The sequence below is a fragment of the Aldersonia sp. NBC_00410 genome (genome assembly GCF_026342035.1).
Classification (GTDB): Bacteria; Actinomycetota; Actinomycetes; order Mycobacteriales; family Mycobacteriaceae; genus Aldersonia.
Window position 1 is genome coordinate 170,134 of sequence record NZ_JAPENM010000002.1, and the last position, 15,373, is coordinate 185,506.

General features: G+C 63.6%; 11 protein-coding genes and 4 pseudogenes. 6 read left to right on the top strand and 9 right to left on the bottom strand.

Annotated features, from left to right (window positions below):
- Positions 1-84 precede the first annotated feature (84 nt).
- A pseudogene (locus OG921_RS04470) lies at positions 85-255 on the bottom strand (IS3 family transposase); the annotation flags it as partial.
- Here OG921_RS04470 and OG921_RS04475 point away from each other — a divergent pair.
- Positions 244-585 (top strand): annotated as a pseudogene (locus OG921_RS04475) (IS3 family transposase); the annotation flags it as partial. The pseudogenes OG921_RS04470 and OG921_RS04475 overlap by 12 nt on opposite strands.
- A 2-nt stretch (positions 586-587) precedes the next feature.
- Here the strand turns inward: OG921_RS04475 and OG921_RS04480 are convergent.
- Positions 588-767 (bottom strand): annotated as a pseudogene (locus OG921_RS04480) (transposase domain-containing protein); the annotation flags it as partial.
- 209 nt (positions 768-976) lie between these two features.
- Entirely contained in the window at positions 977-2,683 is a 1,707-nt protein-coding gene (locus OG921_RS04485) for a hypothetical protein (protein ID WP_266111180.1), read from the bottom strand.
- Positions 2,684-2,990: 307 nt separating this feature from the next.
- Between OG921_RS04485 and OG921_RS04490 the strand changes: the two genes are divergently transcribed.
- A complete protein-coding gene (locus tag OG921_RS04490; RefSeq protein WP_266111181.1) occupies positions 2,991-3,467 on the top strand; it encodes a hypothetical protein in 477 nt (158 codons plus the stop codon).
- Positions 3,468-4,134: 667 nt separating this feature from the next.
- On the opposite strand, the gene OG921_RS04495 is transcribed toward OG921_RS04490, so the two are convergent.
- The 4 genes and pseudogenes from OG921_RS04495 to OG921_RS04505 form a co-directional block, all read right to left on the bottom strand.
- Complete coding sequence (locus OG921_RS04495; protein WP_266111182.1) at positions 4,135-4,434, bottom strand: hypothetical protein; 300 nt, start codon at positions 4,432-4,434, stop codon at positions 4,135-4,137.
- A gap of 46 nt (positions 4,435-4,480) precedes the next feature.
- Positions 4,481-4,771 (bottom strand): annotated as a pseudogene (locus OG921_RS26665) (helicase-related protein); the annotation flags it as partial.
- A 285-nt stretch (positions 4,772-5,056) separates the two neighbouring features.
- Positions 5,057-5,848: a helix-turn-helix domain-containing protein gene (locus OG921_RS04500; RefSeq protein WP_266111183.1), complete on the bottom strand. Its 792-nt coding sequence runs from the start codon at positions 5,846-5,848 to the stop codon at positions 5,057-5,059.
- A 453-nt stretch (positions 5,849-6,301) separates the two neighbouring features.
- Entirely contained in the window at positions 6,302-7,909 is a 1,608-nt protein-coding gene (locus OG921_RS04505) for a serine/threonine-protein kinase (RefSeq protein ID WP_266111184.1), read from the bottom strand.
- 637 nt (positions 7,910-8,546) lie between these two features.
- On the opposite strand from OG921_RS04505, the gene OG921_RS04510 reads away from it, so the two are divergent.
- Together OG921_RS04510 and OG921_RS04515 are read left to right on the top strand one after the other, a co-directional pair.
- Positions 8,547-9,341 (top strand): hypothetical protein, encoded by a 795-nt coding sequence (locus OG921_RS04510; protein ID WP_266111185.1) that lies wholly within the window; start codon positions 8,547-8,549, stop codon positions 9,339-9,341.
- A gap of 795 nt (positions 9,342-10,136) precedes the next feature.
- Positions 10,137-10,595: a DnaA/Hda family protein gene (locus OG921_RS04515; RefSeq protein ID WP_266111186.1), complete on the top strand. Its 459-nt coding sequence runs from the start codon at positions 10,137-10,139 to the stop codon at positions 10,593-10,595.
- A 202-nt stretch (positions 10,596-10,797) separates the two neighbouring features.
- Here OG921_RS04515 and OG921_RS04520 read toward each other — a convergent pair whose 3' ends face one another.
- Together OG921_RS04520 and OG921_RS26595 are read right to left on the bottom strand one after the other, a co-directional pair.
- Positions 10,798-11,424 (bottom strand): uracil-DNA glycosylase family protein, encoded by a 627-nt coding sequence (locus OG921_RS04520; protein ID WP_266111187.1) that lies wholly within the window; start codon positions 11,422-11,424, stop codon positions 10,798-10,800.
- Between the two features lie 212 nt (positions 11,425-11,636).
- Positions 11,637-12,182, bottom strand: coding sequence for a thermonuclease family protein (locus tag OG921_RS26595; protein WP_323182683.1), 546 nt, complete (start codon positions 12,180-12,182; stop codon positions 11,637-11,639).
- A gap of 371 nt (positions 12,183-12,553) precedes the next feature.
- Here OG921_RS26595 and OG921_RS04535 point away from each other — a divergent pair, with 371 nt between their 5' ends.
- A complete protein-coding gene (locus OG921_RS04535; protein WP_266111188.1) occupies positions 12,554-13,513 on the top strand; it encodes an HNH endonuclease domain-containing protein in 960 nt (319 codons plus the stop codon).
- Positions 13,513-13,998, top strand: a complete 486-nt coding sequence (locus OG921_RS04540; RefSeq protein WP_266111189.1) for a hypothetical protein — start codon at positions 13,513-13,515, stop codon at positions 13,996-13,998. The genes OG921_RS04535 and OG921_RS04540 overlap by 1 nt, the downstream gene beginning before the upstream one ends.
- Positions 13,999-15,373: the final 1,375 nt, after the last annotated feature.

Genomic DNA, 15,373 nt, shown 5'->3' on the forward strand with positions numbered 1-15,373 from the left:
TATGCTTGCGCTTGCACGCAAAGCCGGCGCCGACCTGCGGCTGCTAAAAAAATGGTCTGCTGCACCGATAGGTGACAGTGTTAGTCATGCGGCCTGACTGGCCGGTGTGGTCATGATTTCTTCGAATTCGATCGGGGTCAACCGCCTGAGAGCGGTCTGGCGTCGACGGCGGTGGTAGGTGCGTTCGATCCAGGTGACGATCGCGATCCTCAGTTCATCCCGAGTGTCCCACCGGCGACGGTGCAGGTCGACGACGGGCAGCGTGAGGGATGTCCAGTGAGGCTGCCGCGGAGATCCGGGCACTCAAGCGGCGTAACGCCGAGCTCGAGCAGACCATCGAAATCCTCAAGGCGGCTATGTCTTTCTTCGTGCGGGAGAGCGATCCGCGCAACCGCCGCTGACCAGATCGGTCTGCGCGTTCATCGCCGAGAACAGGTACCGCTTCGGGTCGCTCCGATCTGCCGCGTGCTGACCGAGCACGGTGTGCCGGTCGCCCCGCGCACGTTCTACGCTTGGGTCAAGCGGGCGCCCTCGAAGCGGGCCCTGTGGGACGCCACGATCACCGAGGTCCTGGCCGGCTACTATACGAAATACACCACCACCCGGGGCGGAAGCGGGCGGCGACGACCCTCGGTGCGCCCGGTCTCGGCGGGCACCTCATCGACGAGATCTCGGTGCACCAGCCCGGTCAGCACACCTAGGCCGATTCCGTCGGTCAACCGGTCTTCACGACCGTGTTTACTACCGGATTCCTGTCGGCCATAGATGCACACTGTACGTGGAATAAGTTGCAGCACAACCATTCTCTAGAAGCAATTCTGAGCACCGAAAACCGCCCGGTCCACCACATCGCCTTCGCTGGATCAACCTACAATTCATCAGCCAAACCCACACCGCTGCAACAGCTTTCCCGGATACAAGCCATTGACCTGCAAAGACGCCAAAGTTACGACATTGGCATCAAACCCGGCACGGTTCACCAAGGGACGAAAGCGCTCCAGATGTTGGTCGCGACGACTCCGACTGCTTTTATTGACTCTTGCACGACCACCTGCGGGTTGGCGGCGCCGTAGGCGATAGTCTCCCCCATTGTCTTGCTCGAAAAGTCTGTGTGCGTTGCCTCTCCGACGGTGTACGACCAGACGTTGAGGGCAACGCCGACGCCGTAGCCGACCCCGCCCGGGTACTTGGCCTTGAGCGTGTCGCCGAGCAACCCCATGTTCGCCGACAGGATCGCACCTACGTCTCCGCGACCGATTGCATTCCCGAGTTCGTATCCGGCGCACGCATAACCGGCGCTTCCCCCCATCTGGTTGCAAAAATTGATCTGCGCTGGGGAGACACGCCATCCGTCGTCGCCCAACGTCGAGGCCGAAACGAGCTGGTTCGCTCCAGTGCTGCCACGGCTGCTTTGCATGGAATTGTACGGTGCTGGACGGACCAGCTGGGGAATCCTGGTCGTTTTCGGTGCCTGGGCGTGGGGTGCAGACGGCGGTACGCCCGGCTGCTCTGGCACGTCGGGTTCATCTGTTTCGACGGCCACGAGTATCAGTGAGTCAGCGGTTTCGCCATCGATGTTGGGCACAATCGCGATGTAACGGCATGTGTTGCCCACTCCATCGCACGGTGGAAGGACGACCGACTGTCCGGGCGGCACAGTGACATAGACGCGGTTCCCGTTTGCATCCTCGAAGGCCACCATCGTATTTCGGTCGGTCGTGTTGGTGTAGGCCACTCCATTCTCGTCCCTAGCGAGTGTGGGTCCGTATCCGCCGACTTCGTAGAATTCGGTTCCGGAGTTGTTGATCCTCGTCGTCGAGATCGGTTGCCAATCGGGGTCTTCGGGATCCCCGGACCCAGCTTCATAGATGCACTCACCGGTCGATTCACTGCATCCCGGAAGGCGGACCGATCGCCCGGGCTGGGCAGTGGTGACCTGTCGGTCCTCGATGCCAGTCGTGTAGTAGAGGACTGTGACGGTCTCGCCGGTGTTGTTGGTATAGACGACATCGGCACCGTCTTCGGCGAATCCCGAACTGTAGTATCCGGTGCCAGAGACTTGTGTGTATTGCGAGTTCGGGCCGGGTGCGATTTCACCGTCTTTGCGGATGGTGGTGATGGCATCAACGGTCTCTCGCCCCTGCGCATCACGCGAAACGGCACCGTAGTTGCAAACTGTCGATGCCGAAGCGCAGCTGGAAAGCGTGATCGTTTCCCCGGGTTGCGCGGTCGTCTCTTGTTCGGGCAGATCGTCGAATTGATATATGACCCTGACCTCGTGGTCGGTCAGGTTGGTGTAGATAACCGCCTCGTCGCGGATCTGAAATCCGGGCGGTTGTACCGCAAGGGCATTATTCGCCGATACGGCTACGAGAGCCGGCTCGACTTGCTGGCCACCATCAGGCAATTCGGTCAAGCTGGAAGAGTCCGTCGCAATCGCGTTGGCAGACATGGCGAACTCGCTGGACAACGAGGGTTCGCTCGACTGAATCTCAGCCGTTTGCGACGCTGTCGGAGAACTTGACGTGTTCGGTTGGCGGTAGCCCGCCACAAGCAGTTCGGAGACGACGCTCGGCGCTGTAGGACCGGTAGGTTGCGTCGGGCCGAACCCCGCACCGGTCAGCAGACCGGCCACCAAGGTGGTGACGGCATTCTGCGAGACGGGGTCGACTGCTGCCGACACCGCTGTCGCTGCTTCGGCCGATGTGGTGATCGCGGGTGGTGCCGCGCTGTCAAGCGTCGAGATCTCTGATGCTTGGGTTGAACCCGCCCCATCCGACGGCTTGGACGAGCTGCCGCTGAGACTTCGCGCCTTCGCGGCGGCAAGGGAGTCGTCATTGTTCGTCGATGAGGCCCCGTGCTCCGGGGTCCACGCAGACGTGATCGCAGCTTTTCCGTCCGACCGTGTCGTTGAGGGGTGTCCGACGGATTGCGTTGTTGCGGTGTCGAATCGAGTGGTCGCCTCGCTCAGGTCAGCGGTGGAGTCCGTCGTGCTCGTGCCCGACCCGGCGGAGTCGGTGTTGCCGGACCCGGCGGAGTCGGTGTTGCCGGACCCGGCGGAGTCGGTGTTGCCGGACCCGGCGGAGTCGGTGTTGCCGGACCCGGCGGAGTCGGTGTTGCCGGACCCGGCGGAGTCGGTGGTGCCGGACCCGGCGGACCCGGCGGAGTCGGTGGTGCCGGACCCGGCGGAGTCGGTGTTGCCGGACCCGGCGGAGTCGGTGTTGCCGGACCCGGCGGAGTCGGTGTTGCCGGACCCGGCGGAGTCGGTGTTGCCGGACCCGGCGGAGTCCGACTTCGACGTGGCAGTGGACGAGTTGTCGGCGGAGTCCGACTTCGACGTGGCTGTCGACGATTTGTCGGTGCTGGACGACTTCGACGCGCCTGATCTTGTCGACGACGCTCCCGATTTTGTCGAGGAATCCGACGACGACGAGGTATTCGACGAGGCGGACGTGCCCGACGCGTGACCCGAGCCCGACCCGCCAACCGGTCCCGCGGCAGCGACGCCCTGACCTGCCACAACCGCCGCGCCAAGACCCGCGGTCACGACACCCACCCGCAATATTTGCACACAGGTGTCGGCCGTCTTGGTCGAAGCCTTACGATGGCGACCGCTCCGAGAATTCCGCCGTTTTCGACCTGCCATGAAAGGTCTCCGCCCTCGGTCATCCCCGACACCAGACGCTGTTTGCGGAACACTAACACGAGGGCGTCGTTCGAATCATCAGGAATCCTGTCAATTCGCTGCATGCCGCACACCGCCTGTGAGGCTTCACATAAACGCACGGAGAAGTGCTAGTACCGGGATGCAGCAGGATTAGCAGGGCCGTAACTGTGGCTGACCTGCCACGCCCGGCACCGCCAGGGTCCCGGCCTGGCTGACGTCCCGTGTACGCGATCCCACACCACCGCCATCAACGCCAACCCATCCGCAAGGCCCACCCGTTCCGTGCGGACACGGCCTTGGTCGACTGTCAGCACATCGGTGACGCCAATGCCTGCGTCTCGAAATCGACCACGTTCAAGACAGTTTGCAATTCCGCGGCATCCAGTGGACGTCGCCGACCGGCGCGGCAAGCCAACCATCCCGCCGTTCGTGCGCCGTGCCTTCGGACGGCTTGCCGTCGGCGTGCGTCAACTGCGGCTGAGGTAGTGGGCGTTGTCGCCCAGTGCGCGTTCCACTTCGGTGCGCAGCGTCGGTCGGCGCGCCAGCTGCGGGTCAGCGGCCAGCCTCTGCTGCGCGTCCACGCGGGCCGCGTGCATCAGGTCGGCGTCGGCGAGTGGGTCCGCCACGAGCAGTCCCGCGCGGTGCCCGGCCTGGGCAGTGCCGGCCAGCGCGCCGGGCCCGCGGAGCTCGAGGTCGACGTTGGCGAGCTTGAAGCCATCTGTGGTTGCACATCGCGTCCATCCGGGCGCGCCCGATGTCGGACACATCACCGGTGAGCACACAGCACCCTGGATGTAGGCCACGCCCGACGCGGCCGCGGAGCTGGTGGAGCTGCGCGAGCCCGAAGTTGCCGGCGTCGAGGATCGTGATCGTCGTCGCGTTCGGTACGGAGACACCGACCTCGATCACCGTGGCCGCGACGAGCACATCGAGTTCCCCGCTGGTGAAGGCGTGCATCGTTTCCGCGCGCTCGGCAGGCTTTTGCCAGCCGGTGACCACCGCAATCCGCAGCCCCGCGAGGGCACCGTCGGCGAGCGCTGTCGCGGTTCCATCGCCGCCGCAGCCTGTGCTCGGCGGCGGCGGCCGACCGACGAAGAGGGCGATCTCTCATCGAGCATGCACGGGCACTCGACTCGGAATTCGACCTCGCCGTGCCGGCCCACATGGTTCGAACCGTCGGCCACTACGACGACGAAATGCCGCTCGCCACAAGCGAGTCCCCTTGCGCGCGCGTTCTTCGCAGGCTGGTAAACGAACTCCGGTGGACCACCCAGTCCGACGAAGCGTTGATGAACCCACGAGACGGGCAAGGACGGGCGATCTTGTCGAAATGAGTTGGAGCACAAATCGCGCGCGCGATCTGCACGTCGGCGGTAAGCACGATCGCATTCATCGTGCGATCCGAAGAACTCGTTGTGCCGCGTCGTCCGCGTTAATCTTCTTAATTGTGCCCGGCGCGTTTACAGCTAAGCGGACGTCGCGCTCCAGGTTATCGACGGGGAAAACCGCCAACCAGTCGACGCTTCGCCGGTGCCGAAGGAAGGGGTCGGGTTCCTCCGGCACAAATGCATACTCACCAGTGACGACGCCAATCGCGACGTTGTACCCGCTGATCCACCTTAGTTCCCCGTTGACCGTGACGGCGTGATTGCCACCGGAGTCTCGATGCCCCGAGAGAGGCATCGCAATCACATCCCCAACTGTGACTCTTTCGCCGAAGGCGCGCGAATAGCCCACGAAGACACTGATCGCGCGCGCGGTCCGGTCGGGATACCGTTCGGCGATCACCGCACGCAACTCGGCATCGGACCTTCCTGCCGCCATGCTTTCGTCGAATTCGTCCCCGTTGCTGATCGCGATGATGCCCCGTCCAAGGCACGCACTCTCGTGGGCGCGGTCGTTCCAACCTCGAACGCTCCATGCGGTGACTTCGGCGGTATCGGCAGTTGCTGGCGCGGAAAACAACAGGGTGTAGTCCTTCCCATGCAGGGTGACGGTGACCTCGGCTGATCCACCAAGCGCCACCGAATATGCGAATACCGTTGCGACGCGGGGATTGCTTCCCCGCTCGAGCTTCGCGACAGCCTCCTGAGAGACGCCAAGCACTCGAGCAACCTGCGCTTGTGACAGCCCCGCCCTCTCACGTAGTTGCGCGAACGACTGCGCGTTGGTATCCGACATGCCCAAACAATACATGAAGTATTATGCATGTGCTAGATGCAGAGCAAGCCCGACCCTTTGCGCCGCGACGGGCACAACTCGAAGTGAAGGCGGGGGACATCGGCGGCCCTAAATGTTCGGTAACGCGCAACGGAGGGCTGCCGATGCGTGGGACTGCCCCGCCTTCGTTGCTCAATCGTTCGGCTCGGCTGAGATTGGACGGTTTTCTGCGCTGAAGCTGCGTCAGCGCGGTGCGGGGAAGGATCGTCGTCGGGTCGAATCAATCGGCGCATCGCGGCCCACTTCACGTCGGCGACCGGCGGTTGATCGTGATGTGCCGTCAATGTTGATAGCGGAAGTCATAGCGCCCAGCCGAATACGGCGGTTGTTCGTCGGAAATGGATTCAAATTCGTTGCGTGACAGACCGCAATGGCGGGGCCCGATTCGGACGAAACGTACTCATCACACACTGATCAACACGACGGCGGAGGCATAACCCGGATCGGCGGAGCTGAGTTGTTATAGGTGGTGAACTGGATCGCAGGCATCCCGCTATACCTAGACAGGGCGGCCCCCATGCTTGCTTCCGGTGGCGGCTCGCTATTCGGGAAAGCCAAGATCATGTCGGCATAGAACTCGATGTCACTGGGGCAAGTGGAGTTGTACGGGGGTGGCGTGGCGTTCCAGGCATGTACTACCACCGGGACGCCCACGTAGTAGCCGTTGGCGCAGGTCGGCTCACAAACCAGCTTATTTACCGTACCCATTCCATCAGCGCCGTATGGTCCCCACGAATCCCATGCAATGTTCCGCAACTCCATCCCACCGCTTATGCAAGACACCAGGCGGACAGTGGTCGGACGGTCTGTCGGGGGATTTCGAGAGGTATAGCAGCCTGTAAGGGCGTAGCCGTTCCCCTGTGGTAGCCCGGTAGTTGTCACCGGCGGTGGCGCGATCGGCGTGGTAGCTGGAGGTTCTGTCGTGGCGATGACCGGCGGTGGTACGACGCTCGTGATCTGAGCGCTGGTCGAACTGCTCTGCTGCCACGGCCGCCACACCGCAACACCTACAGCGGCCAGCGCAGCGACACCAATGATGGCTGCCGCAACCAGCCACCATCTCCGCGAGCCAACGCCTTCCGTCGTCCGCGCATGCGGGGTGTCGGATAGGTCAGCAGCAGCGAGAGTTCGGGTAGCCGGTGCGGGTGTAGTGACGGCCATGGGCGTCGTTGTCTTATGGGCTACTCCGGTCTGATCGGCCAGGGCGCGTGCGAAGTCCGTGCAAAGGGGAAACCGGTCGTCGGGATTCTTCGCCAGCGCCGTGGCAAGGACCGGGTCCAGGGCGGCGAGGTCGGGACGAGTCTCCGCCAGGCTGGGTGGCGGTGTGCTGAGGTGGCGGCTGATGACGACTGCCGGGTTGGAGTTCGGGAACAACGTTGTCCCGGTGAGCAGATGGAAGGCCGTGGCTGCGAGGGCGTACTGGTCGGCGCGGCCGTCGAGCTGCTCCCCCATCAGTTGCTCCGGCGCCGCGTAGGCTACCGTCCCGACCGTCGTGTTGGTGGTGGTCAGCCCGCTGACCTCGGTGGCGTCGCGGGCGATCCCGAAATCGCTCAACAAGACGCGCTGGTCATCCCCGGTTGCATCGCCAAGCAAAATGTTGGCCGGCTTGACGTCGCGGTGAACGAGTCCGCGTTGGTGCGCGTAGTCCAACGCACTCGCGATGGCGGTGATGATCTTGGCTGCCTCATCGGCCGGCATGCCGGTCGGATAGCGGTCCCTGATCAGGTGGTCGACATCGGTGCCCTGGACATAGTCCATCGAAATCCACAGCTGTCCACTGGAATCGCCACGATCGTGCACCCCGACGATGTGCGGGTGAAACAAGGTGGCGGCGATGTCCGCTTCCCGCTCGAAACGTGCGCGATAGTCGGGATCCGCGGATACGTCGGTGTGAAGGACCTTCAGCGCCTCCAGTCGCGGCAGCCTGGGGTGCCGGGCCAGGTACACCTCGCCCATACCGCCGGACCCCAGCAGGCGCACAACCGTGAAGCCAGCGAAGGTGTCGCCACTGTGCAATGGCATGACCTGGATCTTACGAACAACCCCGCGCGGTGACGCCAAATCGACCGCATGCTCGTTCCCCACCGCTCCCTCTCGTCCCGCCCTCCGCCGGACGGAACCGTTCAGGCGTAACAGTTACGGCTGTCGTGCAGTTCCGTAACTGTTGCGGCTGGTAAATATCGCCGCGGGTTCTCGTGGTCGTTACACCTGAACGGCGTTGCAGCAGCCGCTATTACGGCCATTGAACAGTTGAACAGTTTGTGCGGCGTGAGCGTGGCGGTCTGGTTCGGTGGCGAAAAAGGTGAACCCGCATCCTGCCGATGGGCGGAATGCGGGTTCTGTGGTGCCGGCGGCTGTTGCCGAGTCAGGCGAGGCGAGAGCGGTCGCCGAACGATCTCGACCGCAGGGAGCGGCCCGTCAAGGTGCTCGAAGCTACGAACCGCATGCCCTGGGTTGCCCCGTCCCCGAACCCGAACCCGCACCAGAAAAAATGCAAAACTCGCTCGGTGCAGATCGCTCGAACTCCGGTTGGCCTTATGGCCCGTGTCGTGCGTTGGAATCTAAGCGCAAGGCTAACTATGGCACCGTGGACGGAAGAACCTTCAAAATATCGACAAGAGGCGGGAATACGAGCCTTATGGGCAACTGCAATGGATGGGTGACGTCCTTGAAGGGAGAAGACGCGACCATCACCGGTAGGGTGCGTATCGGCAACGAACACGTCAATCAGACCGAATGTATGCGGCGCGCCAAGACAAAAGGTGCCCACCGCGCCGCCACCGACATTTCGTCGTCGACAACGCTGCTGATTTGGGGCGGACTCCCCGTAAATGTGGTGTCCGACCCCGACCGGGAGTACAGCCGCAAACTGATCAAGGCGGACGATCGACGCCGCGACGGAGACCACGTGCACGTCGTCGACGAAGCCGGGTTCGCCAGTCTGCTGCGAAGACAACCAGCGCACTGCCTCCGCCTCACCAAGGCCCGTCGCACCGTCGTCGTAGAACGCCCCGAGGGCCAAGGAATACTCGGTGGCCCACTGAAGATCCGGAAGCCGACGACCCGCGAGGGCAATGCGCTCACGGTCGATCTGTCAAAGCTCGACGCCGCGACCGAAGCTCACGAGAAAACCCTAAGAGCGCTGGAGCGTCACTTGCACGGCCATGACATACGGGTACACGCCCCGCTCAACACTGCACCCCGGTTCGACGTCGGGTGGGCGAACGGATCCAGAGTCTTCGTTGGGGAAGTCAAGAGTCTGTCCGCCACCGACCAAGACCAGCAAATACGGCTCGGGATCGGCCAGCTGTTGGACTATCAACAACAGCTGCTACCCCAGAAGGTCACGCCGGTCCTGATTCTCGAACGCAAGCCACGAGACCAGCGGTGGCGCGACCTTTGCCACCGACTCAGGATCGTTGTCACCTACGCGCCAAAATTCCCAGACGTCTAGCCATCATGTCGCCCCGCCCCATCATGGATTTGTTTCGACCGGCTGGAACGTCCCCGATAGTCGGTCCAGGTGATTCTGGAGCCAGGTGGTGACTGGCTCGCCGTTCAGGCGATCTCGCAGCCGACAGGATGATTTGTGTGGGTGCATCGGGCAACGATGCTCGGCCGGTGTCAGGTATCCAGCGCCGAACGCCGGTGTCGATGGTTGTAGTCGTCCTTGACGTTTTCGATGACCACGCGGGCGTCGGAGGCCAACTCCCTCGCCCAGTCGAACCTCTCATCCCCGATGAACTTCCGCTGGTGCTGCGGACCGTGACCCCACCGCGAGTGTTGGAGACTAGGTACCGTTGCCGTGGTGCCTTTGGGTCGCAGAGTTCGCACCAACCCCCTGACCCCACCAAACAGTTCGGTGGGTGCCCCGACATCTGCTGTGATGGTGAACCAGCTACCGCCCATCGAGATCCTGCACCTTGCACCGCTTCCCGAGCGGCGGCGTGTAGGTCGTCCGGCCGCAACGCCGGCACCAGTGCGTTCGGTGAAGAGATCCGCAAGCGCACCATTGCGACCCGACCAGCGCTTGGCGTGGCCCGAGCCGATGGCCCGCGGGGCAATGCGTCGGCGCTTGTTCCTCCCAGCCACGACAGGTTCGGCGCAGGCGGGACATCGCCCCATTGTACTCGAACGCCCGTTCGAATAGCGAGGTTGTCCACAGCCTACGTCCCCGGCCCTTGCCCGCTCCATTCCGCACCGGCACACTGGCTTTCGCCGCTGCCCCGCTCAAGCCTGTGGAGGTCACATGCCCAGTTCCGGCGCGCTCGATCCGGCCCTGACGTTTCGCACGTTCACCATCAGCGCGAACAACCGATTCGGTCACGCTGCGGCCGCTGCCGTGGCGGAGAGTCCCGGCCGGGCATACAACCCGTTGTTCCTGTGGGGTGAGCCGGGCGCCGGCAAGACGCACCTGCTCCATGCGCTCGGGCACCACGCGCAGCACGAGAACAGCGACGTGACAGTGGACTACGTCGACCTAGCCGGCCTGGACGGTACCGAGCTATCCAGCGATGCCGACATCTTGCTGCTCGACCACATCGACATGTCCGACGAAGCGATCAACGCGGCGGTCGAGCGGGTCATGCTGCGACGGGCTCGAGCACGCACGCAGATCGTCATGGCTTCGCGGGACAACCCACGCGGTTCCCTGAAGGAATCCATTCAGGCGCGGTGCGAGTGGGGTTTAATAACCGATGTTGGGTAGATCGGATGGATCCGGCACTTGTTGCGACACCCCTGCCAAGGCTTCGCGCATGCGCCGGTAGCCACATTGGGTGCACAGGTGCCGATGAGTGACGCTTCTGGATCGGCGCGCACCGCCGGCCGGTCGACGTGTCACAAAACTGTTGCAGGGCAACAGTCCCCCGACATCGACGTATAACCCTAGGGCAAGTTGGGTATGCATCCTACCGCACGGCGTCGAAGCCCCACTCGATCGCGCGGGCCAGTCTCCGCACGTACTTCTCTCGCTCCGGTGGGGGCCGGGTCATGATCCAGTAGGGGTGCGGAGGGAACAAGAGATATGTCAGCTCCGACGGATCAGACATCCGAGACCGGGGAACACGGAAGGGCCAATTCAGCTCTCGTGCCTCGGGATAGGGATAAAGCGACAGCAACGCGGCCCTGGCGAACTTGCCGACCCCGATCACCAGGCGCGGCTGGACGATCTCACGCAGCTCTATCCGCAGGAAGCCCGCGCAGTTGTCGGTCTCATGTGGGTACGGGTCTCGATCGTCGGGCGGGTGACAGTGGATCGAGTTGGTGATGAACAGGTCCGTCTTGTCGCGTCCAGCTCGCTCGTAGCAGCGATCGAGGACGCGCCCACTGCCGCCAAAGAAGGGCTCCTGCTTCTCCATGCACGCCTGGCACAGGGCCTCACCGACAATCCCGACGGGTGAGTCGATCGACCCGAAACCCGGCGCTGATTCGGTGACGCCGGGCTCATTCAGGCGGTCGGGGCGGTCGCACTTGCGGCACGCCTTGATCCTGCGATCGAGAGCGGCTTTTCGCCGCTGCCGAGGATCGGTCGTCACAGCAGTTGCCTCGCCTGCACTCGTCTGACCCTACTTCGTGACCGACGTTGACAGCGCGGGAATGGGCTCAATCCCACGGGCAGCGTTGTGCCGACGCGCCGGGCTTCATCGACAATCGGGATCACGCTTGCGTCGCACCATTCACAGCGCCGCATCGATCTGGCGCAGCAGACCATTCCGACGGCGCCCACTTGACAGATCTGCCCTGCATATCAGTTGGGGCGTACCTCGCATGCGATGCCGTCGCCGTCCGCGTCGAGGGGGGAACGGTACCCCGCGTCGCCGGTGCGCAGCGGCGCCGCGCCAGCGGCCCAGGCCGCGCGGCAGTTCTTGTAGTACACGTCCCCTCCCGGCGGTGCCGGCGCGGGAGCCGGCGGGGCGACCGCGATCTCGGACACCGAGTCGGTGTTGCCGTTGCACGGGGCGCCCCACAGACCGGTCCCGGCGTCGCGGGCGTGTGTTTCGGCGGCCGCGATCTCGGTCGCCTTCACGACCGGGCGATCGTTGTACACGTAGCTGTGCACGACTCCGGCGCGGGCGGCCTCGACCGAGAAGTTCCACCCATCGACCTTCACCACATACGCGAGCGTGCGCCCATACCTGTCTACCCGATCCTGGGTCGGGTCGGTGACCAGTTGCACGGGCTGGTTGAGCAGCGTGTCAGTGGCGAACCGGGCAGCCTCGGGTCCCCAGCAGCCGACGGTGTAGCCGGGCTTCTTCGTCTCCGGGGCATCGACCCCGAGGATCCGCACGGTCACTTCACCGCGCACGGCGTTCGAGAACTTTCATCATGTCACCGTCGACCACCCGGGTCCCAGCCCGGTCGGCAGCCCGGCGCGGGGATCGGCCGAGGCCACGGCCGGAACGAACGTGAGCGCAGTCAGTGCCGCACCCACCACCATCACAGTCTTCTACATGACCGGAAGTAGCAGCACGCCCCGGTGGCATCCTTTGCACGCCGATGGGGTGACGAGGACACGTTGGCGAGCTCCCTGAACCCGGGCCCCGTGTCGGGGTCATGCTGTTGAATCAGCGCAAATGGGGTGAGGAGTAGTTGATGGACCGTGCAGATGCCGTCGCTCGGTTCGCCTACGAGGTTCCGTCGCTGGATGCGTACTGGCGAGCCATCGTGCTGTTCGGTCAGAACGTCGCCTCGTACAAGTTCGCCCTGGCAGGGGCTCTGCTCGAGGTCGGCGCCGACGCGGAGCTGGTCACCCTCGATGTGCTCGCGTTGCCCTTCGCTACGCGCGTCGCCGAACATCTCCGCACACACGACAAGCAGGGCACCTTCCAAAAAAGTCAGTTCCTCGACGCGTGCCGAGCATTCAACAGCGGCGAACTCGACACCGAAGGCCTGCGCGCCAAGACCGCGAGGCTGGGCTTCCAGAACGTGATCGACGCCTTCCACATCGTCGACCAGTCAGAAGTTCCGCAACGGTTCTTCATCGATGAGCGCAAGACCAACAAAGGCGTACGCATCACCGATCACCTGCGCGAATTGCTCGATGACGGACACGGCCCCAACCTGCGCGACGAGGCCGAGGCCCGCTGGCGGCTGGTGGAAACAGCATGGGAACTCAACCTCCCCCGCCACCTGTTGACCGTGGAATTCGAACCCGAAACCGCCACCCTGCTGGTGCCGCGGCGGCGCACCACCATCACCGGAGCGCGGCCCGCACTCAACGGCTACCAGAAGGGCCACTGCTTCTACTGCTTTACTGCTATCGAGATCGCCAGCGGGGCGGCGACCACCTGCCAGGTCGATCATCTCTTCCCCTGGTCAGCAGGACCCCTGGTCGGCGGCGCGCCTGTCGATGGTGTGTGGAATCTGGTCCTGGCATGCGCGCGCTGCAACAGCTGGCACGAAAAGTCCGACCGCCCACCACACCAGCGCTACGTCGAGCGACTCAACATCCGCAACGAATACCTGATCAGCAGCTACCACCCGCTGCGGCCAACCCTGATGGCCCAGACCGGTGACTCACCCTCAGAACGGTCAGCAACACTCAAACGTGCCCTCGATGACGTGTCGGTCCGTGGTGCACGGGCGCCGTGGGTCGCGCCCGAGGAACTGCACCCGGCGTTCTGATGACAGACCAGCACCTGCTCGCGGCGCTGGAAACTGGCCCTAGTCACCGCTTTTCGGACTGGCCCAACCAATCGGTGCCGAAAGTCGCCGCCGGTGTCTACACCATCTGGGATGACAGCCGCCTGATCTACGTCGGAATGTCGGGCCGAGCGATGACAACCGAAGACACCCAAGCACCCGACCAACCCACCAAGGCCAAGGGTCTATGGACGCGGTTGAATTCACACGCCCAGGGCCGGCGAAGCGGCGACCAATTCTGCGTGTACGTCTGCGACCGGTTCGTGGTGCCGCACCTCTCCGATCAGCAGCAGGCCCAGATCGGTGACGGTGAGTTGTCGCTCGACGCGCTCACGCGAAACTACATCCATGATCGCTTCGAATACCGCTACGTCACAGTGGGAAACGGCAAGGATGCCTTCGCGTTGGAGCGTGACGTCCAGCGTGGGGCACTGGCTGTCGGCAAACCGTTCCTCAATCCCGCGTAGAGCCGGCGATCACGCTGATCGGCCTGTGCCGACTGTCGTGGTCGAGCCCGACGGTGCATCTCGCGAGCGGAAGGTCACACCCCCACCGACGCACCGCGCCGAGAGATACCACGCCCATCGGGAATCCCGCCCCGCGGTTCACGCCCCAGTCGACACGGGCGATCGGATCACTCCCTACACACCGCCGGTACAGTCCGAACCTGCGAATCCTACTGAACAGCAATCTATTTCATCCGGACTAGAACGTCCCAGGTTCGATACACGATGACCAACGACGATACCCAACCCACACCCCCGTCCAGCCGGCCGTTCCAGCCATCGATGCAAACGACGACCGCGATCGAGGAAGACTCGCCAGGAGGATCTGTCCGGATATGGCCAAATATTGACCGTTATTGTTAGACGACTCTGGAAATGATCTTGGTTACAACGCCCTGACCTGCGGTTTTGTGGTGGTCCCGGCTGGGATCGAACCAGCGACCTTCCGCGTGTGAAATGGACACCACCCCAAGTGATTTCGGAATTACCAGGTCAGACCGGACTCACTCCCCCAACTGGACCAACTGGACCAGTCCATCCGACCCGTTGGCCAGATACCGGCCACATGGACACTCGACCAACACCGTGATCGGGTGACACCGGATGCCGTGACACCGCGTGCCGCGCCCGAACCGGGCACACCTCTTGTTGGTCGAGATCATCGAGCACCTCCCCCTTGTTCGGTGCCGCACCGCATCGCCGTCACGGACAACACCGATGCGCACCAACACCGATATCCTCCCTGGCCGAAAGGGGGTCGCACCGAGTCGAAACTCGCCGTAGCCGGGTGAACCCGGACTGGGCGAGCCAGGCAACTCGAACCCCTGACCCCCACACTGCGAGTGTATGCAGCCAATCTCGGCTGTTCCGCGTGGCGAGCGGCGTTCGTTGATGCGCGGCCGCCTGCTTTAAGGGCAGATTTCACGGTAGTGGCGTGATCGCGCGTCGGCGGCGAAGGAAGGTCTCCCAACAGCGATGATTGCGGTTCCTAGGCCAGATCGTCACTCGACCGTCGCATTGTGCTCCAGGTCGGCCTCGTCTACCAGGTCACCTCGAGCACACCATGTATGCGACCAGCAGCCCCCGACGCTGCATCCGGCTAAACCTGGATGCCCGCCGCAGGGGCGGTCCGTTGTTTGTGGGACAGCGCCCTGAACGCTTGTCCGCCTATCGTTTTGCGATATTCGGCTACCCGACCGGACGGACGTCACTGTGAACAGCGCTCCGTGAGCGCGCCGTCGACCACCGATCGGCTCCCCGAGTTGATCGCTCGATTCTCGAGGTCCACCCACGACCAGGAGACCACCCACATGACGCACGTCCTGCAACACCTCGC

Excerpts from the sequence above, each read along its gene's own strand:
- OG921_RS04495 (WP_266111182.1), bottom strand. The coding sequence starts at position 4,434 with ATGTGTCCGACATCGGGCGCGCCCGGATGGACGCGATGTGCAACCACA.
- OG921_RS04500 (WP_266111183.1), bottom strand. The coding sequence starts at position 5,848 with ATGTCGGATACCAACGCGCAGTCGTTCGCGCAACTACGTGAGAGGGCG.
- OG921_RS04505 (WP_266111184.1), bottom strand. The coding sequence starts at position 7,909 with ATGCCATTGCACAGTGGCGACACCTTCGCTGGCTTCACGGTTGTGCGC.
- OG921_RS04515 (WP_266111186.1), top strand. The coding sequence starts at position 10,137 with ATGCCCAGTTCCGGCGCGCTCGATCCGGCCCTGACGTTTCGCACGTTC.
- OG921_RS04540 (WP_266111189.1), top strand. The coding sequence starts at position 13,513 with ATGACAGACCAGCACCTGCTCGCGGCGCTGGAAACTGGCCCTAGTCAC.